Source organism: Pseudomonas sp. LBUM1673 (assembly GCF_059695645.1).
On record NZ_CP166780.1, the window covers coordinates 5,102,577 to 5,124,940 of the forward strand.

At 59.8% G+C, this 22,364-nt stretch carries 21 protein-coding genes; 5 read left to right on the forward strand and 16 right to left on the reverse strand.

The genetic code is table 11. The features are described 5' to 3' along the window. Positions 1-85 precede the first annotated feature (85 nt). On the forward strand, positions 86-1,030 hold the full coding sequence (locus tag ACA044_RS23495; protein WP_497443499.1) for an alpha/beta hydrolase: 945 nt from the start codon (positions 86-88) through the stop codon (positions 1,028-1,030). A gap of 42 nt (positions 1,031-1,072) precedes the next feature. Beyond that, positions 1,073-1,543 carry a MaoC family dehydratase gene (locus ACA044_RS23500; RefSeq protein ID WP_497443500.1) on the forward strand — a complete coding sequence of 157 codons (471 nt, stop codon included), beginning with the start codon at positions 1,073-1,075 and terminating at the stop codon, positions 1,541-1,543. Positions 1,544-1,741: 198 nt separating this feature from the next. Here the strand turns inward: ACA044_RS23500 and ACA044_RS23505 are convergent, their stop codons facing one another. The 4 genes from ACA044_RS23505 to ACA044_RS23520 all read right to left on the reverse strand — a co-directional run bounded on the left by ACA044_RS23505 (position 1,742) and on the right by ACA044_RS23520 (position 5,421). After that, complete coding sequence (locus tag ACA044_RS23505) at positions 1,742-2,605, reverse strand: efflux RND transporter periplasmic adaptor subunit (protein ID WP_497443501.1); 864 nt, start codon at positions 2,603-2,605, stop codon at positions 1,742-1,744. A gap of 10 nt (positions 2,606-2,615) precedes the next feature. Next, on the reverse strand, positions 2,616-2,822 hold the full coding sequence (locus ACA044_RS23510; RefSeq protein WP_497443502.1) for a DUF1656 domain-containing protein: 207 nt from the start codon (positions 2,820-2,822) through the stop codon (positions 2,616-2,618). Further along, a complete protein-coding gene (locus ACA044_RS23515; RefSeq protein WP_497443503.1) occupies positions 2,809-4,797 on the reverse strand; it encodes an FUSC family protein in 1,989 nt (662 codons plus the stop codon). Before ACA044_RS23515 ends, ACA044_RS23510 begins: the two co-directional genes overlap by 14 nt. Positions 4,798-4,953: 156 nt before the next feature. Continuing rightward, entirely contained in the window at positions 4,954-5,421 is a 468-nt protein-coding gene (locus tag ACA044_RS23520) for a ferritin-like domain-containing protein (protein ID WP_497443504.1), read from the reverse strand. Between the two features lie 203 nt (positions 5,422-5,624). Between ACA044_RS23520 and ACA044_RS23525 the strand changes: the two genes are divergently transcribed. Next, positions 5,625-5,861, forward strand: coding sequence for a DUF3820 family protein (locus ACA044_RS23525; protein ID WP_007949456.1), 237 nt, complete (start codon positions 5,625-5,627; stop codon positions 5,859-5,861). A gap of 25 nt (positions 5,862-5,886) precedes the next feature. Further along, positions 5,887-7,068: an aminotransferase class V-fold PLP-dependent enzyme gene (locus ACA044_RS23530; protein ID WP_497443505.1), complete on the forward strand. Its 1,182-nt coding sequence runs from the start codon at positions 5,887-5,889 to the stop codon at positions 7,066-7,068. A 2-nt stretch (positions 7,069-7,070) separates the two neighbouring features. On the opposite strand, the gene ACA044_RS23535 is transcribed toward ACA044_RS23530, so the two are convergent. The 4 genes from ACA044_RS23535 to zwf form a co-directional block, all read right to left on the reverse strand. Continuing rightward, positions 7,071-7,796: an intradiol ring-cleavage dioxygenase gene (locus ACA044_RS23535; RefSeq protein WP_497443506.1), complete on the reverse strand. Its 726-nt coding sequence runs from the start codon at positions 7,794-7,796 to the stop codon at positions 7,071-7,073. 343 nt (positions 7,797-8,139) lie between these two features. Then, positions 8,140-8,805, reverse strand: a complete 666-nt coding sequence (locus tag ACA044_RS23540) for a bifunctional 4-hydroxy-2-oxoglutarate aldolase/2-dehydro-3-deoxy-phosphogluconate aldolase (RefSeq protein ID WP_497443507.1) — start codon at positions 8,803-8,805, stop codon at positions 8,140-8,142. 17 nt (positions 8,806-8,822) lie between these two features. Further along, entirely contained in the window at positions 8,823-9,536 is a 714-nt protein-coding gene (pgl, locus tag ACA044_RS23545; protein ID WP_497443508.1) for a 6-phosphogluconolactonase, read from the reverse strand. Then, positions 9,523-10,992, reverse strand: coding sequence for a glucose-6-phosphate dehydrogenase (gene zwf / locus ACA044_RS23550; protein ID WP_497443509.1), 1,470 nt, complete (start codon positions 10,990-10,992; stop codon positions 9,523-9,525). Before zwf ends, pgl begins: the two co-directional genes overlap by 14 nt. Before the next feature lie 227 nt (positions 10,993-11,219). Here zwf and ACA044_RS23555 point away from each other — a divergent pair, with 227 nt between their 5' ends. Continuing rightward, positions 11,220-12,080 (forward strand): MurR/RpiR family transcriptional regulator, encoded by an 861-nt coding sequence (locus ACA044_RS23555; RefSeq protein WP_497447293.1) that lies wholly within the window; start codon positions 11,220-11,222, stop codon positions 12,078-12,080. Between the two features lie 148 nt (positions 12,081-12,228). On the opposite strand, the gene ACA044_RS23560 is transcribed toward ACA044_RS23555, so the two are convergent. The 8 genes from ACA044_RS23560 to ACA044_RS23595 form a co-directional block, all read right to left on the reverse strand. Further along, entirely contained in the window at positions 12,229-13,083 is an 855-nt protein-coding gene (locus tag ACA044_RS23560; protein ID WP_497443510.1) for a D-hexose-6-phosphate mutarotase, read from the reverse strand. Positions 13,084-13,381: 298 nt separating this feature from the next. Then, the gene (locus ACA044_RS23565) at positions 13,382-14,728 is read right to left on the reverse strand and encodes a carbohydrate porin (RefSeq protein ID WP_497443511.1); all 1,347 of its coding nucleotides are present in this window, start codon (positions 14,726-14,728) and stop codon (positions 13,382-13,384) included. Positions 14,729-14,946: 218 nt separating this feature from the next. Further along, positions 14,947-16,107, reverse strand: coding sequence for an ABC transporter ATP-binding protein (locus ACA044_RS23570; RefSeq protein ID WP_454187545.1), 1,161 nt, complete (start codon positions 16,105-16,107; stop codon positions 14,947-14,949). A gap of 3 nt (positions 16,108-16,110) precedes the next feature. Continuing rightward, on the reverse strand, positions 16,111-16,956 hold the full coding sequence (locus tag ACA044_RS23575) for a carbohydrate ABC transporter permease (protein ID WP_497443512.1): 846 nt from the start codon (positions 16,954-16,956) through the stop codon (positions 16,111-16,113). Next, on the reverse strand, positions 16,949-17,857 hold the full coding sequence (locus ACA044_RS23580) for a carbohydrate ABC transporter permease (protein ID WP_007902369.1): 909 nt from the start codon (positions 17,855-17,857) through the stop codon (positions 16,949-16,951). The genes ACA044_RS23575 and ACA044_RS23580 overlap by 8 nt, the downstream gene beginning before the upstream one ends. Positions 17,858-18,014: 157 nt before the next feature. After that, positions 18,015-19,322 (reverse strand): ABC transporter substrate-binding protein, encoded by a 1,308-nt coding sequence (locus ACA044_RS23585; protein WP_497443513.1) that lies wholly within the window; start codon positions 19,320-19,322, stop codon positions 18,015-18,017. 117 nt (positions 19,323-19,439) lie between these two features. Further along, positions 19,440-20,699 (reverse strand): D-mannose isomerase, encoded by a 1,260-nt coding sequence (locus tag ACA044_RS23590; protein ID WP_497443514.1) that lies wholly within the window; start codon positions 20,697-20,699, stop codon positions 19,440-19,442. Positions 20,700-20,929: 230 nt separating this feature from the next. Beyond that, positions 20,930-22,357 (reverse strand): ATP-binding protein, encoded by a 1,428-nt coding sequence (locus ACA044_RS23595; protein ID WP_497447294.1) that lies wholly within the window; start codon positions 22,355-22,357, stop codon positions 20,930-20,932. Positions 22,358-22,364 lie beyond the last annotated feature (7 nt).

Here is a 22,364-nt window from a genome sequence, read left to right on the forward strand (position 1 = left end):
ACGGCAAGCGACGGATGCGCTATACAATGCATCGAGGCTGTTTCCCACCCTGCCGCCCCATGCAGCCCAACGCAAAGGAATCGCCATGATCCACGACACTTTCTGGCTGACCGCGAGTGACCACAGCCGCCTCTTCGTCAACCAGTGGCTGCCGGCTGCACCGTTGAAGGCCGTGATCCTGCTGGCCCACGGCATGGCGGAACACAGCGGTCGCTACGCCCGTCTGGCGCAAAAGCTCTGTGATCAGGATTATGGCGTCTATGCGCCGGACCTGCGTGGACATGGCAAAACCGCCGAAAACGGCACACTGGGCCATTTCGCCGACGATGATGGCTGGCGCAAAGTGGTCGGCGACCTGGCCAGCCTTAACCAACATATCGGCCAACAGCATCCTGGCGTGCCGATCGTGCTGCTGGGCCACAGCATGGGCAGCTACATCGCCCAGGCTTACTTGCTGCACCACAGCGCCAGCCTGCACGGGGCGATCCTCAGCGGTTCGAACTTCCAGCCCGTGACGCTCTATCGCGCAGCGCGACAAATTGCTCGCCTCGAACGCCTGCGCCAAGGCCCCAAGGGTCGCAGTGCGCTGATCGAATGGCTGTCGTTCGGCTCGTTCAACAAGAAGTTCAAACCGGCGCGCACGCCATTCGACTGGCTGAGCCGCGACCCCGCCGAGGTTGACAAGTACGCCAACGACCCGCTCTGCGGCTTTCGCTGCACCAATCAACTGTGGATCGATTTGCTCGGCGGCTTGCAGCAAATCAGCAAAGCGTCCAATCTCGCCCAAATCGATCCGGGCCTGCCGCTGCTGGTAATCGGCGGCGAATGTGATCCGGTGAGCGAAGGCAAACGTCTCAAAGATCTGGCTCATGCCCTGCGCGACGCTGGCTGCCAGAGCCTGCACCTGACTATTTACCCGCAGGCCCGGCATGAACTGTTCAATGAGAGCAACCGCGATGAAGTGACTGGCGATGTGTTGAACTGGATCGCCCAGGCCTTGAGCAACCGCCGGCCCCCCAGAGCCGAATAGTTTTTTGTGGATTTATTTAATTCGTCACAGGAATCGAGACAGATGACCCAGGTTACCAACACCCCTTACGAAGCCCTCGAAATTGGCCAGACCGCCAACTACAGCAAGACTGTCGAAGAGCGCGACATTCAGTTGTTCGCCGCGATGTCCGGCGACCACAACCCGGTGCACCTGGACGCCGAATTCGCCGCCGCCAGCATGTTCAAGGAGCGTATCGCCCACGGCATGTTCAGCGGCGCGTTGATCAGCGCAGCGGTGGCTTGCGAGTTGCCTGGGCCGGGGACTATTTATATCGGTCAGACGATGAGCTTTCAGAAGCCGGTGAAGATTGGCGACACGCTGACTGTGCGCCTGGAGATTCTTGAAAAACTGCCGAAGTTTCGTGTGCGTATTGCCACTCGGGTGTTCAACCAGCGCGACGAGTTGGTGGTGGACGGCGAGGCAGAGATTCTGGCACCGCGCAAGCAACAGACCGTGACGTTGCCTACCCTGCCGGCGATCAGCATCGGCTGATTCACCGATTATCTGCGGCCAGGATGGGCTTTTTGTGGCGAGGGGGCTTGCCTGTGGCGAGGGAGCTTGCTCCCGTTCGGCTGCGGAGCAGTCGTAATACAGCTGCCATCGCGCCTGATCAGGTGAGTCGAGGTGCCCGATTTGGGGGCGCTTCGCACCCCAACGGGAGCAAGCTCCCTCGCCACAGTGAATGCAGCGTTATCGCTCTCCCTCCTGCACCTGCACACTCGCGGTCATTCCCGCACTCAAACTGATCCCCTCGGGCAACTTGTCCAGCTTGATCCGCACCGGAATCCGCTGCGCCAGGCGCACCCAGTTAAACGTCGGTTCCACTTCGGCCAGCAACTGCCCATCGGGCGTGGTATTGCGGTCGGTGATCCCGCGACTGATGCTTTCGACGTGCCCCTGCAACGCCTCCCCCGCACTCATCAACCAGACTTTGACCGGATCCCCGACGCGAATCCGCGACAGTTTGGTTTCTTCGAAATACGCCTGTACATAAAAGGTCGAATCGTCGATCAATGCCATCACCGGTTGACCGGCATTCACGTAATTACCCTGGGCCAGACGCAGGTTGGTGACGTGACCGCCGCGAGGCGCATGCACCTCACTGCGGGTCAGGTTGAGTTGCGCGACCTTGGCTTCAGCCTGAGCTTCACGCAGTTCGCCCCGGGCGATGCCGGCATTGATTTGCGCGTTTTCGCGCAGTTCGACGCTGATCGCCTGCGGCCCGAGACTGGCGCGGCGGCTCGCTTCGTGTTCACGCAGGCTGAGTTGCTGCTGACGGGTCTGCACCACCGCTTGAGCCCTCTCCAGCGCTGCCTCGAAACGATCGCGGTCGATGCTCAGCAACACATCGCCAGCCTTGACCTGCTGGTTATCGAAAGCCTTGAGCTCGCGCACCCAGCCAGACACGTCCGGGGCGATGACCACCACGTCGGCGCGAATTCGTGCGTCGCGGGTCCATGGCGTCAACATGTAGTACTGCCACAGATGGAAACCGGCAAAAATCGCCAGCGCCACCAGGCTCAGGGTGACCGCGACACGTACGGGTGTACGCATATTCAACTCCTTATAAAGGCCCGAGGACGACGGTGATCAGGGTCAATACACAGACGAACAAGGCGCAATCAAACAATGCTTCGTGCCAGATCCAGCGGCCGACCGGGGTCAGGCGCAATACCATGCGCAACGCTCCGGTGGCCAGCAACGCCAGCAGCACATCAATCAAAAACGGACTGAGCAGCACCCCGCCCACCGACCACTCACGCAAGCCCATGGCTTTGCTCCTGTTGACGACACCAGGCACGCCAGCTGCTTTGCAATTGCAGCACCGCGCCCTGGGCGAGTTTCACCGCATCGCTGGGCGGCAACGCGTACAAGGTTTTCAGCAACGCTTCGCTCGGTTGCGCCAGCGCCTCGGCGCGACTGCCGGCCGGGCCTTGCTCGAGGACTTTCTGCAGTTGCTCGAGATAGCGCCGCTGGGGTGCACTGACCGGCATCTGGGCGACCGCCAGGCTCAAGCGCAAATGCAGCAACTCGTCGCCGATGTCCAGGCCGAGCAAGCCGTCATCCCAACGGCTGCGTGCCGGTTCCGGCAATTCGGGATAGTACCGCGCCAGTTGCAGCAAACGGTCGGCCATGCGCCCGCCGAACCAGCTTTCGGCACCGTGCAGATTACGACGGGTCAGCCGCACCAGATCGGCGAGGGTCGCCGCCAGCAACCGTTGGCCATGCCACGCCGGGTTACGCAGAATCAGCAAGTGGAACGCCAGCACCGCCGCGCCCACCCCGACCAGCATCGCCTGTGCACTGTTGAAGAAATTCGCGACATCGAACTTCATCATGTTCAGCGGCGATACCAGCACAATAAAATGCAGACAGAACGAGGTGGCCGTAGCGCCGATCTGCGGTTTGGCCATGCCCAGCGCCCCGAGAAACAGCGGCACGCCCATCCCCATGCACAGCAAGGCAAACCCGCTCCATTGCGGCAGCAGAATCTGCCCGATGATAAACGCCGACGGAATCGCCAGCAGGATGCCACGCAGAAAACTCATGCCGATTTGCGCGCCATTCTCGCGACTGGCAAACAGACTGCACACCACACACGTCAGCACCAGCGCTCCCGATGCCGCAGGCCATGCCGTCGCCAGCCAGAAACCCGCCACCACCAGAAACGCCAGCGCACTGCGCGCGCCGAAGACCAGTGCCAATGACAGATCACGGTGCGGCGTCAGGGTTCTCGGCGGATCGATTGTTTCGCTGCCCTCCTGTACCGCTTTCAACGCTGTGCAGGCCGCCATGGCGGTATCGAGCAGCAAGGTGAACCGGGCCAGGCAATAACTTTGCGCAGAACTGATTTGCGCATCGTGAGAGGCATCGAGCAGTCTCGGGCGCAAGGCTTGCAGCGTGTCAGTATCGCAAGCGCCAAGGGCTGCTTGAACCTCGGCCATCCATGGCATCAACTGCTCGGTTTCCTGGGGTTCCAACTGATTCCATTGGCGACGAACCGAACGGGCGATGCGCAACAGCATCAACAGCTTCTGACTCAAGCCGCTGATGGCCCGAGCCCGTTGTCGACCGAGGCTGCCTTCAAACCAGGCATGCTCGCGCTGGGCGTCAACCGCGACGATTTTCCCGAGAATTTCCAGCAGACCTTTGCGCGCCTGACCGTCGCCAGCCAGGGTCGCACGCGCGGCATTCATGCCACTTTGCCAGGCCACCCGGGCCTGATCCGCCAGTTGCTGCTCGACTCGCAATGGCCAGAGCAACGCACTGGCGGCGGTAGCACAGAGAATGCCCAGGCAGATTTCCGTGCAGCGAGCCACGGCTTGATCGAACACCGTCAGCGGATGAGTAATGGCCGGCAATGCGATGATCGCCACTGTGTAACCGGCCAACACGAAGGAATAGGACCAAGCGCTACGTAGCAAGGTCGAGCACGCCGTACACAGCCCAAGCCACAACGCCAATGCCAGCAAAAACAGCCAGGGTGCCTGGGCGAACAGGCCCATGAACACCACCGACATGATCGTCCCGACCAGCGTGCCCAACAGCCGTGCCAGGCCCTTGTGCACCACCATCCCGGATAAAGGTTGGGCGACGATAAACGCCGTCATCAACGCCCACGAAGGTTGCTCCAGCCCCCAGCGCAACGCCAGCCACAGCGCCAGGCCGCCGCCGATCAAGGTCTTGATCGCGAACTGCAAGGCGCGGCGGTCAGGCGCGAACAAGGCCTGCAAAGTGATAGGCACGTAAGACACTCTTGAAAGGACGATTTAACGATAGTCGGGCTGAACGAGGTCACTTGGAAAACAAATTATTAGCTAGCTATCTATATCCCGTCCAGCGATAAATCCCGAACACAAAAAACGCCAGACTGGCTGGCGTTTTTGACAGGCAACGAACGTTTACGAACGTGCACGAGCCTGATTGCGCAGGGCTTTCACTTGATCGTGGTTGCGTTGCACGCCGTGGTATTGGCGCTCAACGATGTCACGAATGCTCACCAGGTTGTTCTTGTTGATTTTTTCCAGTGCTTCCTTGTAAGCCTTTTTAGCGTGGTCTTCACCGCGTTCGGCCTCGTTCAGCACTGCCTCTTCATCCTTGCCGGTGAACATCGCCTTCACGTCGACCCAGCGACGGTGTAGATCGCCACTGACACTGGTGGAGGTTTCCGGATCACCACCCATAGAACGCACAGTAGCCTGCAGCTCGGCAGCGGCAGAGGCGCAGTCGGCGGAGCGCTGAATGAACAGGTTTTTGAGTTCTGGATTTTTGATGTCTTCAGCGCAAGTCTTGAACCCTTCCTGACCGTCTTTACTGGTTTCAATCAGGTCGTTGAGTACAGAGATCGCTTCTTTGTTGATGTCGGTCATTTTTCAATTCCTTGCGGTTGATGAAAGATGCAATAAGTAGTTGCACCTCGCATGCCAGCTTCGAATTGATTAACTTTTACTTATATTTCAATCGGTTAGTTTTTAAGGCGACATCTGTATCCGCTTTTTTTGCATGATCTGTCATTTGGCCTGCATGCAGAATGCCTGTATTTTCCAGACTGTTTGAATCAAGACGACTGATGATGAATCCCGAAAAGCTCGAACTGCTGATTACCCGCGAAATGCCCTTCGGCAAATACAAGGGCCGCATCATCGCCGACCTGCCCGGCCAGTACCTCAACTGGTTCGCTCGCGAAGGGTTCCCTCACGGTGAACTGGGTGGTTTGCTGGCCTTGATGCAGGAAATCGACCACAACGGCTTGTCGGAGCTGCTCGAACCGCTACGCGCCAAACACGGCAAGCCCGCCCCTCGTCACTGACCTGCCCTGCCTCACCGAGTAGCTCATGCCCGATAACACCCGCCGTACCCGCGATGAAGTCTTTTGGCAGACCTTTGCCCACCGCTATGCTGTCGAACCCGGCCCCCTGAATCTGGAGAACGGTTACTTCGGGCGCATGTCGCGCTCAGTGGTCGAGGAATATCAGCGCAACATCGAACTCATTAACCGCGGCAACTCGGTGCATGTGCGCCAGCGCTTCGAACAGGGCGAAAGCGGCATGATTCGCGCGCAACTGGCCGAGCTGATCGGTGCACCGGCCGAAGCCGTCGCCTTCACCCGCAACGCCTCGGACGGCCTGCAATCGCTGATCCGCAACTACAAGCGCCTGGAACCGGGCGATCAGGTCCTGATATGCGATCTGGAATACGACACGGTCAAGAGTGCGATGCGTTGGCTGGCCCGTTATCGAGGCGTGGAAGTGATCGAGATCGAACACCGTCACCCCGCCAGTTCCGATAGTTTACTGGCCACTTATCGCGAAGCTTTCGTGCGTTATCCGCGATTGAAGCTGATGGCCCTGACCCACGTCACCCATCGCACCGGGTTGGTGATGCCGGTGCAGACAATTACCGCTGCCGCCAGGGAACACGGCATCGACGTGATCCTTGACGGCGCCCATGCCCTCGGCCAGATCGAGTTCAATCTCGATGAACTGGGCATCGCCTTTGCCGGCTACAACCTGCACAAATGGATCGGTGCGCCGCTGACCCTCGGCTTCATTTACATCGCGCCCGAGCGCCTGGCCGATATTGACCCGGACATGGACGAAATGCATTTCCCGGTCACCGACATTCGCGCCCGTACGCCGTACAGCACCCCGAACATTCCGGCCCTGCTGACCCTGCCGTTGGTGTTCGAAGAGCATCGTGCCATGGGCGGTTCTGTCGCCAAGGGCGCACGGCTCAACTACCTGCGCAACCGGTGGGTCGATGTCGTTCGGGAGCTACCGGGGATCGAAGTCATGACCCCCGATGATCCGCGCCTGTATTGCGGCATCACCTCGATGCGCTTTACCCGGCATGCCGACCAACAAGTGATGGTCGAGCGCCTGCTCAACGACTACAACCTGTTTACCGTGGTGCGCAGCGGCGCAGCGTGTGGCCCGTGCATCCGCATTACGCCGGGGCTCACCACCACCGCAGCCGACATGGATGTACTGGCCCGGGCCCTGACCGAACTGCGCTGACGTCACACGGTGTACTTGTCGAAGTCCTCGGGCTTGATCTGCGAGGACACGGCAAACGTGTCGACACCGATGGTCATGTGCCCGAAAAAGCCGTCTTCATTCGAGTCTCGACCGATGGTATGAACGTTCAGGGTCGAGGCTTCGCCGCCCATGGCGTCATAGAAAATATCTTGATCGTTGGTCAGCGGCAGGACAGCTCGACCGCTGTACTCACGGGCGTTGAGCACCGACCTTGATGCAACCTCGGGAAAGTAAAGCTGCCCGACCCAGGCGACATGTCGCTCTTCCAGATAGTTGTTGCCGGCCGTGATGCGGACGGCGACGTGGATGTGCAGGGCGCGTCCGGCGTAATACCCCGGATAAATGGTGGTAAACCGCACGATGCCTTTTTTGTCGGTGAACTGCCCGCCACGCAGGTAGGTATCGTCATCGGTACGCGGGATCGAACCGATGGCATTGACGTCGACTTCCTTGTCCGGGTCGACCTTGCTCCAGCCCGAATACGCCCCACGCGCATTGCAATGCCAGATATCGACCACAGCCCCCGTAACCGGTTGACCGGTCATCGCATCGACGATCGTCAGCCGCAACACCAAGGGGATGCCGTCCATGCCTTCGCTGATGTTTCGTCTGATCAGTTTCGGGTTACGAAAATACGGGCCGGCGACCTGTTCGGGTGACAGCTGATAAACCGATGGAGGGGGTGCAATTGCAGTGTTGTCGTCCATGACGCTCTCTCTTCCATAAGATGAGCACAGGTTAACGCTGGACGAGCGGCGAGACGCGGTAACTATGTACCGCATGATGTCGATCTGTAGCAGCTGCCGAGCCTGCGAGGCTGCGTTCGGCTGCGTAGCAGTCGTGAATTCGGCCGATGCGGTTCTGCCTGACGTACCGCAATCTCTGGTTTTACGACTGCTACGCAGCCGAACGCAGCCTCGCAGGCTCGGCAGCTGCTACAAAGAGCGTGTCCACAGACACAGTTTTTTCAGGCAAAAAAAAACGGTGCGCCGACCAAGCGCACCGTAAAGCCGTAGAACACACAACGAAGTGTTTGGTAAATCCAGTGAATCAGTCCAGCAGGGCCAACGCCTCGGCCGTGCACTCCTGGATGCGGGCCCAGTCGCCATTCTTGATCCACTCGGGGTCAAGCATCCAGCTACCGCCCACGCACATCACGTTTTTCAACGCCATGTAGCTCTTGATGTTGGCCGGGCTGACACCGCCGGTCGGGCAGAATTTAACTTCGCCGAACGGGCCGCCCAGCGCCTTGATGGCCGCGACGCCACCACTGACTTCTGCCGGGAACAGCTTGAAGCGGCGATAACCCAGGCTATAGCCTTCCATGATGCCGGAGGCGTTGCTGATGCCCGGCAACAGCGGGATCGGGCTGTCGACACTGGCTTCAAGCAGATCACGGGTGATGCCCGGCGTTACGATAAACTGCGAACCGGCCGCTTCAGCAGCGGCCAGCATGCTGCGATCGAGCACGGTGCCTGCGCCGGTCACCAGTTCCGGACGCTGTGCGCGCAGGATCTGGATTGCCTTGAGGCCGAACTGCGAACGCAGAGTCACTTCCAGCGCCGTCAGGCCACCGGCTGCCAGGGCGTCGGCCAACGGCAGCACGTCCTGTTCACGAGCGATGGTGATCACCGGCAGGATCCGCGCCTTGGCGCAGAGGCTGTCGATCAGGGCAACTTTGTCCGCCATGGAAACGGTCGGGGATGTGTTTGTCATAGCGGCTGATCCTTGGTTCATGGGCACCAGTAAATCTCTAACGTAGGTTGCAGAAACGCCCGAATCGGCATGGCGGCAACATCGTCACCGGCCAGTGCGGCACTCAGGGTGGTCAGCTTGGACTGACCGGAAATCGATAGAACGGTGTTTTTTGCAGACGCCAGCAGCGCACGGCTCATGGTCAAGCGCTGATGCGGTACGGTCGGCGCCAGCATCGGCCAGCAACGACGGGTGCCGTCGACTTTCAAGGCATCGGCCAGGTTCGGGCTGTTGGGGAACAACGACGCGGTGTGGCCGTCGTCACCCATGCCCAGCACCAGCACATCGATCGGCGGCAATTCGGCGAGCAAGCGATCAGCCTGCTCGGCGGCCAGTTCCAGGTTGGCGGTGGCACTGTAGAAGCTCAAGAACTGGGCCTTGGCCGCCGGGCCTTGCAACAGGTAGCGCTTGAGCAGACCGGCATTGCTGTCGGCATGCTCCACCGGCACCCAGCGCTCATCAGCCAGGCTGACCACCACTTTCGACCAGTCCAGCGCCTGCTTGGCCAGGTGCTGGAAAAACGCCACCGGGCTGCGTCCACCGGACACCACCAGCGTCGCGGTGCCCTGTGCAGCAATTGCGTCGCTCAGTTGTCTGGCTACCGTCAATGCCAGGCCTTCGGCCAGCAGCACCGGGCTTTTGAACTCATGGGCGCTGACGCCCTGAGGCAATTTCAATTCAGATATCGCCATACCACGACCTCCCGTCCCGCGTGATCAATGCAATGGAGCTCATCGGCCCCCAGGACCCGGCCGCGTACGGCTTGGGCGCATCACCGGATTTTTTCCATCCGGCGATCAACTGGTCACACCACTTCCACGCGGCTTCGATTTCATCTTTACGGACAAACAGGTTCTGATTGCCGCGCATCACTTCCAGTAACAACCGCTCGTAGGCATCGGGAATCCGCGCGCTGCGATAGGTGTCGGAAAAATTCAGCTGCAACGGACCGCTGCGCAGCTGCATGCCCTTGTCCAGGCCTTGTTCCTTGGTCATCACGCGCAAGGAAATGCCTTCGTCCGGTTGCAGGCGGATGATCAGTTTGTTGCTGATCTGCAAGCGCTGCTCAGGAGCGAAGATGTAGTGCGACGGCTCCTTGAAGTGAATGACGATCTGCGACAGCTTCTGCGGCATACGCTTGCCGGTCCGCAGGTAAAACGGCACGCCGGCCCAGCGCCAGTTGCGAATATCAGCACGCAGGGCGACGAAGGTTTCGGTGTCGCTCTGGGTGTTGGAGTTAGGTTCTTCCAGATACCCGGGCACCGATTTACCTTCGCTGTGACCGGCAATGTACTGGCCACGCACCACCTGAGTAGTCAGGCCTTCCGGGCTGATCGGCGCCAGCGCCTTGAGGACTTTGACTTTCTCGTCACGGATGCTGTCGGCGGACAGGTCGGCTGGCGGGTCCATGGCGATCAGGCAGAGCAGTTGCAGCAGGTGGTTCTGGATCATGTCCCGCAGCTGGCCGGCCTTGTCGAAATAGCCCCAACGGCCCTCGATCCCGACCTTCTCGGCCACGGTGATTTCCACGTGGGAGATGTAATTCTGGTTCCACTGGGTTTCGAACAGGCTGTTGGCGAAACGCAGGGCGATCAGGTTCTGAACGGTCTCTTTGCCCAGATAGTGGTCGATGCGATAGGTGCGGTTCTCCGGGAAGAACTGCGCCACGGCGTCGTTGACCTTGCGCGAGGATTCCAGGTCCGAACCGATGGGTTTTTCCAGCACCACGCGGGTGTTTTCGGTCAGGCCGACCTTCGACAAGTTCTCGCAAATGGCGCCGTAAACCGCCGCCGGGGTGGCGAAGTAGGCAATCACCCGCTGGGCGCTACCGGCCTGCTCGGCCAGGGCAACGTAGTCGTCAGCCTTGAGGAAGTCGACGTGCAGGTAGCTCAAACGAGCCAGGAAGCGCTCGACCACAGTTTCATCCAGCTCTTTGGCACCGACGTAGCGGCGCAGCTCGGTGGCAATGTATGCCAGATGCTGCTGCTCGCTGCCCGGTTCACGGGCCAGCGCGATAATGCGCGTATCCTCATGAAGCAGGCCGGCGCCATCGAGTTGATAAAGGGCAGGAAACAGCTTGCGCAAGGCTAGATCGCCAAGAGCGCCGAACAAGGCAAAGGTGCACGGTTCAACCGTAATCGAAGGCATGATGTTTGTTCTTTTATCAAGTTAAGCTACAAATACCTTTTTTCAAGGCATCACTCAAGGAAAAATGTAGTAATAACCACAACATTTTCGCAAAATATAGATTCCGTGTGGTGGTCGGTCGGGGCCATCAGTAGGATAGGCCACCGTTATGGGCCATATCCAAGGCCCAATTTGCATAGCCGAACGCTTATTTGCGCTGCTGACCCAAGGAACATGTAATGGACCGCGTGCGAAATTTACTGGAACAGATCCAGAATCGCCTTGAAGACCTGAACAAGGCAGAACGCAAAGTCGCCGAAGTGATCCTGCTCAACCCGCAGCAGGCCACCCGGTTCAGCATCGCCGCCCTCGCCCAGGCCTCAAAGGTCAGCGAGCCGACGGTCAACCGTTTCTGCCGTTCGTTCGGCGTCAGCGGTTATCCAGAACTCAAGCTTCAGTTGGCCCAAAGCCTGGCCAGTGGCGCGGCGTATGTCAGCCGGGCGGTTGAAGCCGATGACAATCCGGAAGCCTATACGAAAAAGATTTTCGGCAGCGCCATCGCCTCTTTGGACAGTGCATTGCAGGCTCTTGACCCGAGCCTGATCAGCCGCGCCGTCGACCTGTTGATCCAGGCCCGGCAGATCCACTTCTTCGGCCTCGGCGCCTCGGCCCCGGTGGCGCTGGATGCACAGCACAAGTTCTTCCGCTTCAACCTGGCGGTGACCGCCCATGCCGACGTGCTGATGCAGCGCATGATTGCCTCGGTGGCCCACACGGGTGAGTTGTTCGTGATCATTTCCTACACCGGCCGTACCCGCGAACTGGTGGAAGTAGCGCGCATCGCCCGGGAAAACGGCGCTTCGGTACTGGGCCTGACGGCCGAGGGTTCGCCGCTGGCCAAGGCCAGTACCTTGAGCCTGAACATTCCACTGCCGGAAGACACCGACATCTATATGCCGATGACGTCGCGGATCATTCAGCTGACTGTGCTCGATGTGCTCGCCACCGGCATGACCTTGCGCCGAGGCGTGGATTTCCAGCCGCATTTGCGCAAGATCAAGGAAAGTCTGAATGCCAGTCGGTACCCGATTGGGGATGAGTTTAATTAGTCCGATAGCTCTATTGCCTGCTCCGGCCTCTTCGCGGGCAGCCTCGCTCCTACAGGATTGATGTCGGTCGCGAAATTGGCGGTCAACCGAAAACTGTAGGAGCGAGGCTGCCCGCGAAGAGGTCAGCCGCAACACCGAAAGTCTTGAGCTAAACCCCAACCCGCGCCTGCAAACTCAAATGCGCCCGCTCCCCCGGTGCCAGGCACAGGCTGTCGGTCCCGCCGCTGGCCGCTTCCACACAGACGAACTCTAAAACCTCGTTCCAGCTCACGCCCAGCAACGGCCGTGCGCCGGGATGCCAGACCACCGTGTCTGCATGGTCACCGGTGTCGATGCACAATTGCCGCTGCCAGGCGTGGTCCTTTAGTTGCAATTCACCGTCATGCTGGAACACCCGCTGACAACCGCCGTCGACCCGCAACTCGCCTTCCTGCTGGCAAACCTGGCGGTTCAGCTGGTCGTAACCTTGCGCGCCGTCGAGCCCAGACAGCGCTACCTCACCCACGTCACCAATACGCCAATAGGCGTGCAACGCCTGACTCAACTGGCACGGCATGTCGTCCTGATGCTCGGTGCTCAGGTGCAAATCCATGCGCTCGCCCAAGTGCGCGTGCAGGTCCACCTGCCAGTCGCATAGCTGAAGCTGCCAGTGCAAACGCACGCCATCATCGTCGCTACGGCTGTCCATCAGCTTCCAGTCGAGCAGCCTTGCCCAACCGTGGGACGGCCAGGCGTTTTCGCTCGGATGGCGGCCATACCACGGCCAGCACACCGGCACCCCGCCGCGAATCGCACCGACGTGCGGCCATTTCGCCGCGCACCATAGCCAGGGCTTCTGACCCTTTGGCTGGAAGTGCAGCAACTGCGCGCCCTGACGACTGAACACCGCCTGACACAGCGGATGATCAATCACCAACACGTCGCGCTTCTGATAGCGCTCCCACGCAAACACCGGACGTTCGCGCAAGGATTTGAAGAAGCGTTGTAGCGGATGCTCAAGCATGTGCCACGGTCCTGAAAATCATTGGTGTACTCGTACTCTTGTGCCCAGTGAACCACTGTGGCGAGGGGGCTTGCCCCCGTTCGACTGCGAAGCAGTCGTAAAAGTGATCATGCGTCTCTTAAGACAACTGTATTGGGGGAGTGCTGCGCACTCCAACGGGGGCAAGCCCCCTCGCCACAGCAAGCTCCCTCGCCACAATGCATTCGCCAGCCGCCTGGCTGATCAGCCCCAAAAAAAAGCGGATAGCCTTGGCCATCCGCAAATATGCGCACATAGAGAGGAGCTTATCGCAACAGCGTTAGAACACCGACTGAATTTTCAGACCGGCCACCAGAGCGTTGTCGACTTCATCCACACCACCTGGGTGAGTGATGTATTGCAGGTTAGGACGTACGGTCAGCCAGTTGGTAACGTGGAAACCGTAGTTGATCTCGTAGTTGTACTCGGTGGTACGCAGTGGCGAGAACAGCGGATCGTTGTAGTCGGTGACACCATTGGTGGCGTTGACCAACTCGGCGTTTTTCTTCACGTCATCGTTGACATGGATACGGGCGAAACCGATCCCGACGTCGTCTTTTGGACGAGCATCGAACGGGCCTTTGTACACAAACATCAGCGACTGGTAGTTGTCGACGAAGTTGGTGTCCTTGTCGTGAAAGGTGGCGTTGGCCGCGATGTTCAGACCGCGAGAAGCATCACCGTTGTGGCTGGTGAGTTGTTGCTGCGCCACGAACCAGTAGCCGTTCTTGCTGTCGTGGCTGCGATAGGCGTTGCCTGTGGTCGCTGCATCATTGCCGTTGTCGTCTTCACGGACATCATCGGCATCGGCAGTGCTCTTGTAGTAACCGACACGGTATTCACCCGGCAGGTTGTTGACCTTCGGCGACCAGACCAGTTCGACCGGCAAGACGGTGCCCTTGGTACCACTGCCACTGAGCTTGAAGCCGTTACCGTGCTCAAGTTGCGATGGGTTCTGGTTGTACGCGCCGATCTGCGCATATAACTCAGGCGTGATGTTGTACTTCACGCGCATCGCCGCCTGCATGACCGGCCAGTTGTACCAGATACCGGTCGCCCAGTTACCCGCTTGGGAACCGCAGAATGCCAGGTTCTGGAACTCGCAAGGGAAGGTGTTGAAGTCTTCGCCTTCGCCGAAGTAACCGGCTTTGACGTCCAGTTTACCGTCGAGGAACTGATGCTGGACCCACAACTGGGTCAGACGGACCATGTGGCCACGGCCGTAGACTTCCTGGGAGGAACTCAAGGTGCCGGCACGCGGGTCGCCGATACGGTCATTGGAGATGTTTTGACCGTTACGGTTGGTGAGCTGGATCTTGGCCTGGGTGTTATCCCAGCCCCACAGCTTTTCCAGGTCCAGCGCCACGCCCAAGCCAAACTGGTCGGCGTAACGCGCCGTCTTGTCGTTGTTGTAGCCGCCGTGCAGGTTGGCGCCCACTTCACCGACGTAGTCGGCCTTGATGTCGATACCTTGTTCGATCAGCTTGGTCCGCTCGCCACCCCAATCACCGGTCATCCACTGCGAGTCAGCACTGAACGCGTCAGCCGCGTGCACGCTACCGGCCAGCATCATTGCCGCAATAGCTGACAATTGGCAGATAAGCCGAGCGTTGTTCTTCTTCATCATCCCTACATCCTCGTTTTATTGTTATTAACTGTTTTTATCTAACGCGGTTTACATCGATTGCGGCGGATGTCCCCATCTGCAGCGAATCCCCCCTGTGGGAGCGGCTTGTGTGGGAGCTGGCTTACCTGCGATGCAGGCGACTCGGTTTAACGTCGAACCGAGTTGATGCCATCGCAGGCAAGCCAGCTCCCACATAGCCCCGCTCACACATTTGATCTTTATCTACCTTTGAATTGGGCTACGTTGGCGCTGTGAGCTTCGGTTTTTGGCAGGCCGGCAACGCCGAGGCGTTCACCGGTCTTGGCATCGAACAGCAGCACTTTCGAAGGATCGAATTGCAAAGTCAGGGTCTCGCCCACGGCCGGCGCGACGTCTGGTGCCAGGCGGCAGCAGACTTTGGTGTCGTTGAGGTTGACGAACACCAGGGTGTCGGGACCGGTCGGTTCGGTGACCTGCACTTCGGCGCGAATGGTCGGCAAACCATTCGGCTCGCTGCCCGCCAGCACGATCTGCTCCGGGCGCATGCCGAGGATCACTTCACGGTCTTCCAAACCGGCGTCCTGCATGCCCAGCGGCAATTCGCAGCGCGCCTGACCGCTGTCGAGCAGCGCCACCAGACGACCGTCCTTGCGCTGCAGACGCAGCGGGATGAAGTTCATCGGCGGCGAACCGATGAAGCTCGCCACGAACAGGTTGGCCGGGTTGTTGTAGATGTCTTTCGGCGTGCCGAACTGCTGAATGATCCCGTCCTTCATCACCGCCACTTTGTCGCCCAGGGTCATGGCTTCGATCTGGTCGTGAGTCACGTAGACCGTGGTGGTTTTCAGGCGCTGGTGCATCAGTTTCATTTCGGTGCGCATCTCGACCCGCAGCTTGGCGTCGAGGTTGGACAGTGGTTCATCGAACAGGTAAATCTTCGGCCGTCGCGCCAGCGCCCGGCCCATCGCCACGCGCTGTTGTTGACCACCGGAGAGCTGACCCGGTTTGCGGCTCAGCAGGTGTTCGATTTGCAGCAACTTGGCCACGCGAGCGACTTCTTCGTCGATTTCAGCGGCCGGCATTTTGCGAATCTTCAGGCCGAACGCGATGTTGTCGCGCACGCTCATGGTCGGATACAGCGCGTAGGACTGGAACACCATGGCGATGTCGCGATCTTTCGGGCTCATGCCGCTGATGTCGGCGTCGTCCACCAGGATCGCCCCGCCGCTGATGTTTTCCAGACCCGCAATGCAGTTCATCAAAGTGGATTTACCACAGCCCGATGGACCGACCAGGATCAGGAACTCACCGTCATTGATCTTCAGCTCGATGTTTTTCAGGGTGTCCGGCAAACCGGCGCCGTAGGTTTTGTTAACGTTGCGTAATTCGAGAGTTGCCATGTTCTACCCCTTGACCGCGCCGGACGTCAGCCCACGCAGGAAATACTTGCCAGCAAATATGTAGACCAGCAGTGTCGGCAGCCCGGCGATCATCGCGGCAGCCATATCAACGTTGTATTCCTTGGCCCCGGTGCTGGTGTTGACCAGGTTGTTCAGGGCCACGGTAATCGGCTGGGCATCGCCACTGGCGAAGACCACGCCGAACAGGAAGTCATTCCAGATTTGCGTGAACTGCCAGATCAGGCAGACCATCACGATCGGGATCGACATCGGCAGCAGGATCTTCCAGAAAATCGTGAAGAAGCCCGCGCCATCCAGCCGCGCCGCCTTGACCAGCGCATCCGGAATGCTCACGTAGTAGTTACGGAAGAACAGCGTGGTGAACGCCAGGCCGTAGACCACGTGCACCAGCACCAGGCCCGTAGTGGTGTTGGCCAGGCCTATCTTGCCGAGGGTGAACGAGGCCGGCAGCAGCACCGTCTGGAACGGCAGGAAGCAGCCGAACAACAACAGGCCGAAGAACAGTTGCGAACCACGGAAGCGCCACATCGACAGCACGTAGCCGTTCATGGCACCGATGAAAGTAGAGATCAGTACCGCCGGCACGGTGATTTTCACCGAGTTCCAGAAGTAGCTGCCGACACTGTCCCAGGCTTTGATCCAGCCGATGCCATCAATCACTTGCGGCAAGCTCAACAGGTTGCCGGTGCGGATATCTTCCGGGGATTTGAAACTGGTCAGCAGCATCACCACCAACGGGACCAAATAGATCGCCGCGGCCAGCAACAACGTCGCGTAAATGGCGATGCGGCTGAAGCTGATGCCTGGCTTGCCAAGTTGATTACTCATGGCGTTTGCCTCGCAATTCGGAGTACAGGTACGGCACCAGAATCGCCAGGATCGCGCCGAGCATCATCATGGCGCTCGCCGAACCAATGCCCATCTGGCCACGGCTGAAAGTGAAGGAGTACATGAACATCGCCGGCAGGTCGGACGAATAGCCCGGGCCACCCGCGGTCATCGCTGCCACCAGGTCGAAACTCTTGATCGCGATGTGCGCCAGGATCATGAAGGCGCTGAAGAACACCGGGCGCAGGCTCGGCAATACGATCTTCAGGTAGATGGTCGGCAGGCTCGCGCCGTCGACTTGCGCCGCGCGGATGATCGATTGATCGACACCGCGCAGGCCGGCCAGGAACATCGCCATCACAAACCCGGAGGCTTGCCACACGGCGGCGATCACCAGGCAATACACCACGCGATCCTGATCCACCAGCCAGTCGAGACGAAAGCCTTCCCAGCCCCAGTCACGCAGCATCTTGTCCAGGCCGAGCCCTGGATTGAGCAACCATTTCCACGCCGTACCGGTGACGATCATCGAGAGCGCCATCGGGTACAGGTAAACGGTGCGAATGAAGCCTTCCTTGCGAATGCGCTGATCCAGCAGCACCGCCAGGAACACCCCCAGCACCAGGCTGATGCCGATGAACATACCGCCGAACACCGCGAGGTTCTTGCTCGCGACCCACCAGCGATCGTTGTCCATCAGGCGAATGTATTGCTGCAGGCCGACCCATTTGTAGCTCGGCATGAAACTGGAGTTGGTGAAGGACAGTACGAATGTCCAGATGATGTAACCGTAAAAACCAACCAGGACGATCAGCATGCTCGGCGCCAAAACCAGTTTGGGGAGCCAGCGCTGCAGTGCGTCGAACGGTGAGGCTTTGCTGAAAACCGCCACAGAGCTCATCGGGATAATCCAGGTGAAGAGAAATGGAATCGGCACGGCGATCCCTTGTGGGAGCGGGCTTGCTCGCGAAAGCGGTGTGTCAGTCGACATCCATGTTGAATGTCAGTCAGCTTTCGCGAGCAAGCCCGCTCCCACAGGGATTACTCGGTGTCAGGGATTACTGGGCGGCTTTGACAGCCGATGCCAGTTGCGCGCTGGCCTTGGCCGGGTCAGCGTTCTTGTCGTTCATGAAGTTGGTCACCACATCGAAGATTGCGCCCTGCACGGCCAGGGAAGTGGCCATGTTGTGCGCCATGCTCGGTTGCAGGCCGCCAGTCTTCTCGTCAGCCAGGAAATCCTTGGCCGCCGCTTGAGCGCAGGAATCGAAGCCCAGCGCGCTCATGTCGTTAAGCATGTCAGTACGCACCGGGATCGAGCCTTTGTTGATGCTGAAGACTTTCTGGAAGTCTTTGCCCAGAGCGACCTTCGCCAGGTCTTGCTGAGCGGCGATGTCGCCTTTGCGATCGGCTTTGAGCTTGAACACAGCCATCGAGTCGATGTTGTAGGTGAAGGCTTTTTCGGTGCCCGGGAACGGTACGCACTGATAGTCCTTGCCCGCTACTTTCTTGGCGGCGGTCCATTCGCTCTTGGCCCAGTCGCCCATCATCTGCATGCCGGCCTTGCCGTTGATGACGTCGGCGGCAGCGATGTTCCAGTCACGACCGGCGCGGTTCGGGTCCATGTAGCCGGTGATTTTTTTCAGCTCCGTGAAAGCCTTGGCCATCTCGGGCCCGGAGAGGGTTTTCTGATCCAGGTCGACCAGCGCTTTTTTGTAACCGTCGGCGCCCATGACCGAGAGCACTACGTCTTCAAACACGGTGCTGTCCTGCCAAGGCTGGCCACCGTGAGCGAGCGCGATGAAGCCGGCGGCTTTGAGCTTGTCGCCAGCGGCATAGAATTCTTCGAGGGTGGTCGGCGCTTTGTCGATCCCGGCTTTCTTGAAGACTTCCGGGTTGATCCACAGCCAGTTGACGCGGTGGATGTTCACCGGCACGGCGACGTAATCGCCTTCGTATTTCACGGTGTCGGAGACTTTCTTGATCAGCAGGTTATCCCAGCCTTCGGACTTGGAAACGTCTTTGAGCGTGTCGGTGCTGAGCAGGCCAGTGCTGCCCCACTCCTGGATGTCCGGCCCTTTGATCTGGGCAACGCCCGGCGGGTTACCGGCCACGGCGCGGCTTTTGAGTACGGTCATGGCCGTGGAGCCGCCACCGCCGGCCACTGCGCCGTCCTTCCAGGTGAAGCCGTCTTTTTCGACTTGGGCCTTGAGCACATCGACCGCTGCTTTTTCACCACCCGATGTCCACCAGTGAACGACTTCCACCGAACCTTTGGAATCGGCGGCAAGGGCACTCAGCGGGAATGCAGCAACGGGAAGCAGCGAAGCGAGAGAAATGACAGTAGCGAGGCGAGAAATCGCATTCATCTAGTAGTACCTTTCTTGTTGTTATGCATGCAAGTCTGGTGCTTGCGCTACATAGGATTCTAAACAGGGGATGCCCCTTCGCAGGTAACGAAGGGACGCGCGAATGTCACCACATGGTTACACAGGAACGCTCTGGGACAATTGCGCCAGCGCAGTGGCCATGCTCGGCGCCAGCGGCAGGCGCGGGATCAATACGGCTTGCCAAGCGTGATACAGGTCGGGTTTGCCGGCCCAGATATCGGCGCTCGGGCGGTTCAACGGATCGAGTTCGTGATGCCAGCTGCCATCGCAGCGGTCAATGAAATGACTGTCACAAAATTCCCAGAACAGTCGGTACCAGCGCTCGTATTGCCCGTCACCGGTGCGTTTAAGCAGCGCACTGGCGGCGGCGCTGGCTTCGGCGTGTGTCCAGTGCAGGCGATGTCGAACCACCGCACGGTTATCCCAGTCGAGGGTGTAGACAATGCCCGGTGCACCATCGACGTCCCAGCCGTGACGGCAATTGTGGTCGAAGAGTTTTTGCGCATCGGTTGCCAGCCAGCCCGGTGTGAGTATCCCGGCCTGCACCCGCGCCGCCTCAAGGTGCAGCAATAGCCGCGCCCATTCGAAACCATGGCCCGGCGTGGTGCCGTAAGGACGGAAACCGTCAGCCGGGTTGTCGTGGTTGTAGTCGCGCAGCGGCTGCCAGTCGCGGTCGAAATGCTCGACCACCAGGTAGTCGTTGGCCGCGGCGTGATCGTGAATAACGCGCTCGACGATGCGCTGGGCGCGAATCAGCCAGCGGTTGTCCTCGGTGACATCGGCCAGGGCAAGGAAGGCTTCGGTGGCGTGCATGTTGCTGTTGGCGCCACGATAGGCCTCCTCTTCACGCCAGTCGCGGCTGAAGGATTCGCGCATGGCGCCCTCCTCCTCGCTCCAGAAATGCGTGTCGATGATGTGGATTGCATCAATGAGCAAGGCTTGTGCACCGGGACGTTGGGCGACCACCGCAGAACTCGCGGCCAACGCCACGAAGGCATGCAGGTAAGCGGCTTTACCGGTATTGCCGTCGCGGTGTTCGGGCGCGGCGAACCAGCCACCGTGCTCGGCGTCACGCAGCGGCCCGCTGAGGGCCTTGATGCCGTGATCCACCAGCTCGGCGAAACCCGGCAGGCCCTGGATGTGGGCCATGGCGAAGCTGTGGGTCATGCGCGCGGTGTTCATGGTTTCGGCTTGCGCGCCGGCCGGCAGGCGACCCTGATCGTCGAGGTTGCCGAAACCTTCGGGGAGCTTTGAAGCCCTGGCGAACGCCAACAGGCGCAGGCCTTCGGTGGCGAGCCATTGCTGATGGGCAGGCGCGTTCAGCCAACTGCTGAAGGCGGGTTGGAAGGTGTCCATGCGGTACCTTTTTTTGTTGTTGTGACTGGGACCAGTCTAAACAACGAGCAGTGATGGGCAGGTAACGAAGGGGGCGAGTTATGTCACTGGTTTGTGACATTCACTCCAACTCCGAGGTGAGTGATGTCTTGTGGCGAGGGAGCTTGCTCCCGCTGGACTGCGCAGCAGTCCCTCTTTTAGGGCCGCTCCGCGCCCCAGCGGGAGCAAGCTCCCTCGCCACAGGGGCGGTTTCAATCCATTGATCTCGGCAACTGCAACGTCACACGCAAGCCACCTTCACGCAGATTTTGCAGGCTGACTTCCCCGCCATGGCTATGCGCAATGTTGCGCGCAATCCCCAACCCCAGCCCATAACCCTGCTGCTGCCCGGCCAAACGGAAGTGCGGCTCGAACACCTGCTCCAGCCGCTGCTCCGGCACGCCCGGCCCTTCATCGTCGACATGCAAGACGAACGCGCTTTCGTCGTCATCGATGTGCAGATGCGCGTTCTGCCCATATTTCAAGGCGTTGTCGATCAGGTTGCCGATGCAACGCTTGAGCGCCAGTGGCTTACCGGGATACGGCGCCAGCGCCCGTCCCTGCTGGGTCACGCGGCCATTGCCGTTGGGCGCCAGATAGGGTTCCACCAGACAGTCGAGCACATGATTGAGGTCCACCGGCTCGATGTTTTCGTGGATGTCGGTGTCTTTCACGCATTGCAGCGCGCCTTTGACCAGCAACTCCAGCTCATCCAGATCACGACCGAACTTGGCTTGCAGCTTTTCGTCTTCAAGCAATTCGACCCGCAATCGCAACCGGGTGATCGGTGTGCGCAAGTCATGGGAAATCGCGCTGAACAACTGGCTGCGTTCAGTCAGGTAACGGCTGATGCGCTCACGCATCGCATTGAAGGCGCGGCCCACTTCCACCACTTCACTGCCACCGCCCTCGGCCACCGGTTCGACTTCCGCACCCAAAGACATGTCCCTGGCCGCCCGAGCCAGTCGCTTGAGCGGTCGGCTCTGCCAGTGCACCAGCAGGCCGATGAACAGCAGCAAGAAACCGCTGGTGAGCACGATGAACCAGACCTGCTGCGCCGGCAGGCCCTGCTCTTCAAGACTGGTGTAGGGCTCGGGCAACAGCGAAGCGATGTACAGCCATTCGCCCGGTGCCATCTGGATTTGCGTGACCAGCACCGGCGGGTTCACCGGCTCCAGGGTCAACGCGTAGTGCGCCCAGGAGCGCGGCAACTCGTCGAGCTTCAAGCCTCCGTTGAAAATCCGCAAGTCTTCGGGGCTGACGAACGTCACCGAGATGTCGGTGTCCTGGCCCAGCGACTGGCGCAGCACTTCGTCCACCGCTTTGAGCACCGCTTCTTTGCGCGGGGTGATCGGCAGTACTTCCATGCCCAAGGGTTTGTCGTTGAGGGTCACCACGAACCGGGTGCCGCCCATGCTGCGCAACTGGTCGAGCACCAGCGGCCTGAACGCCACCGGCAACGAGCGGAAATAACTGACGCTGGCCGTCATCGAATGGGCCAGGCTGCGGGCACTGGTGACCAGGCCTTCGAGTTGGGTGGCGCGCAATTGCGAAACCCAGATAACGCTCGACAACGCCTGGGCGAACAGCACCGCCAGCAGGGTCAGCAGCAACATGCGCCCGAGCAGCGAGCGCGGCACCGGCACA

Excerpts from the sequence above, each read along its gene's own strand:
- pgl (WP_497443508.1), bottom strand. The coding sequence starts at position 9,536 with ATGGCGATATCTGAATTGAAATTGCCTCAGGGCGTCAGCGCCCATGAG.
- zwf (WP_497443509.1), bottom strand. The coding sequence starts at position 10,992 with ATGCCTTCGATTACGGTTGAACCGTGCACCTTTGCCTTGTTCGGCGCT.
- ACA044_RS23540 (WP_497443507.1), bottom strand. The coding sequence starts at position 8,805 with ATGACAAACACATCCCCGACCGTTTCCATGGCGGACAAAGTTGCCCTG.
- ACA044_RS23535 (WP_497443506.1), bottom strand. The coding sequence starts at position 7,796 with ATGGACGACAACACTGCAATTGCACCCCCTCCATCGGTTTATCAGCTG.
- ACA044_RS23500 (WP_497443500.1), top strand. The coding sequence starts at position 1,073 with ATGACCCAGGTTACCAACACCCCTTACGAAGCCCTCGAAATTGGCCAG.
- ACA044_RS23575 (WP_497443512.1), bottom strand. The coding sequence starts at position 16,956 with ATGAGTAATCAACTTGGCAAGCCAGGCATCAGCTTCAGCCGCATCGCC.
- ACA044_RS23580 (WP_007902369.1), bottom strand. The coding sequence starts at position 17,857 with ATGAGCTCTGTGGCGGTTTTCAGCAAAGCCTCACCGTTCGACGCACTG.
- ACA044_RS23585 (WP_497443513.1), bottom strand. The coding sequence starts at position 19,322 with ATGAATGCGATTTCTCGCCTCGCTACTGTCATTTCTCTCGCTTCGCTG.
- ACA044_RS23590 (WP_497443514.1), bottom strand. The coding sequence starts at position 20,699 with ATGGACACCTTCCAACCCGCCTTCAGCAGTTGGCTGAACGCGCCTGCC.
- ACA044_RS23565 (WP_497443511.1), bottom strand. The coding sequence starts at position 14,728 with ATGATGAAGAAGAACAACGCTCGGCTTATCTGCCAATTGTCAGCTATT.
- ACA044_RS23570 (WP_454187545.1), bottom strand. The coding sequence starts at position 16,107 with ATGGCAACTCTCGAATTACGCAACGTTAACAAAACCTACGGCGCCGGT.
- ACA044_RS23530 (WP_497443505.1), top strand. The coding sequence starts at position 5,887 with ATGCCCGATAACACCCGCCGTACCCGCGATGAAGTCTTTTGGCAGACC.
- ACA044_RS23560 (WP_497443510.1), bottom strand. The coding sequence starts at position 13,083 with ATGCTTGAGCATCCGCTACAACGCTTCTTCAAATCCTTGCGCGAACGT.
- ACA044_RS23510 (WP_497443502.1), bottom strand. The coding sequence starts at position 2,822 with ATGGGCTTGCGTGAGTGGTCGGTGGGCGGGGTGCTGCTCAGTCCGTTT.
- ACA044_RS23525 (WP_007949456.1), top strand. The coding sequence starts at position 5,625 with ATGAATCCCGAAAAGCTCGAACTGCTGATTACCCGCGAAATGCCCTTC.
- ACA044_RS23495 (WP_497443499.1), top strand. The coding sequence starts at position 86 with ATGATCCACGACACTTTCTGGCTGACCGCGAGTGACCACAGCCGCCTC.
- ACA044_RS23520 (WP_497443504.1), bottom strand. The coding sequence starts at position 5,421 with ATGACCGACATCAACAAAGAAGCGATCTCTGTACTCAACGACCTGATT.
- ACA044_RS23505 (WP_497443501.1), bottom strand. The coding sequence starts at position 2,605 with ATGCGTACACCCGTACGTGTCGCGGTCACCCTGAGCCTGGTGGCGCTG.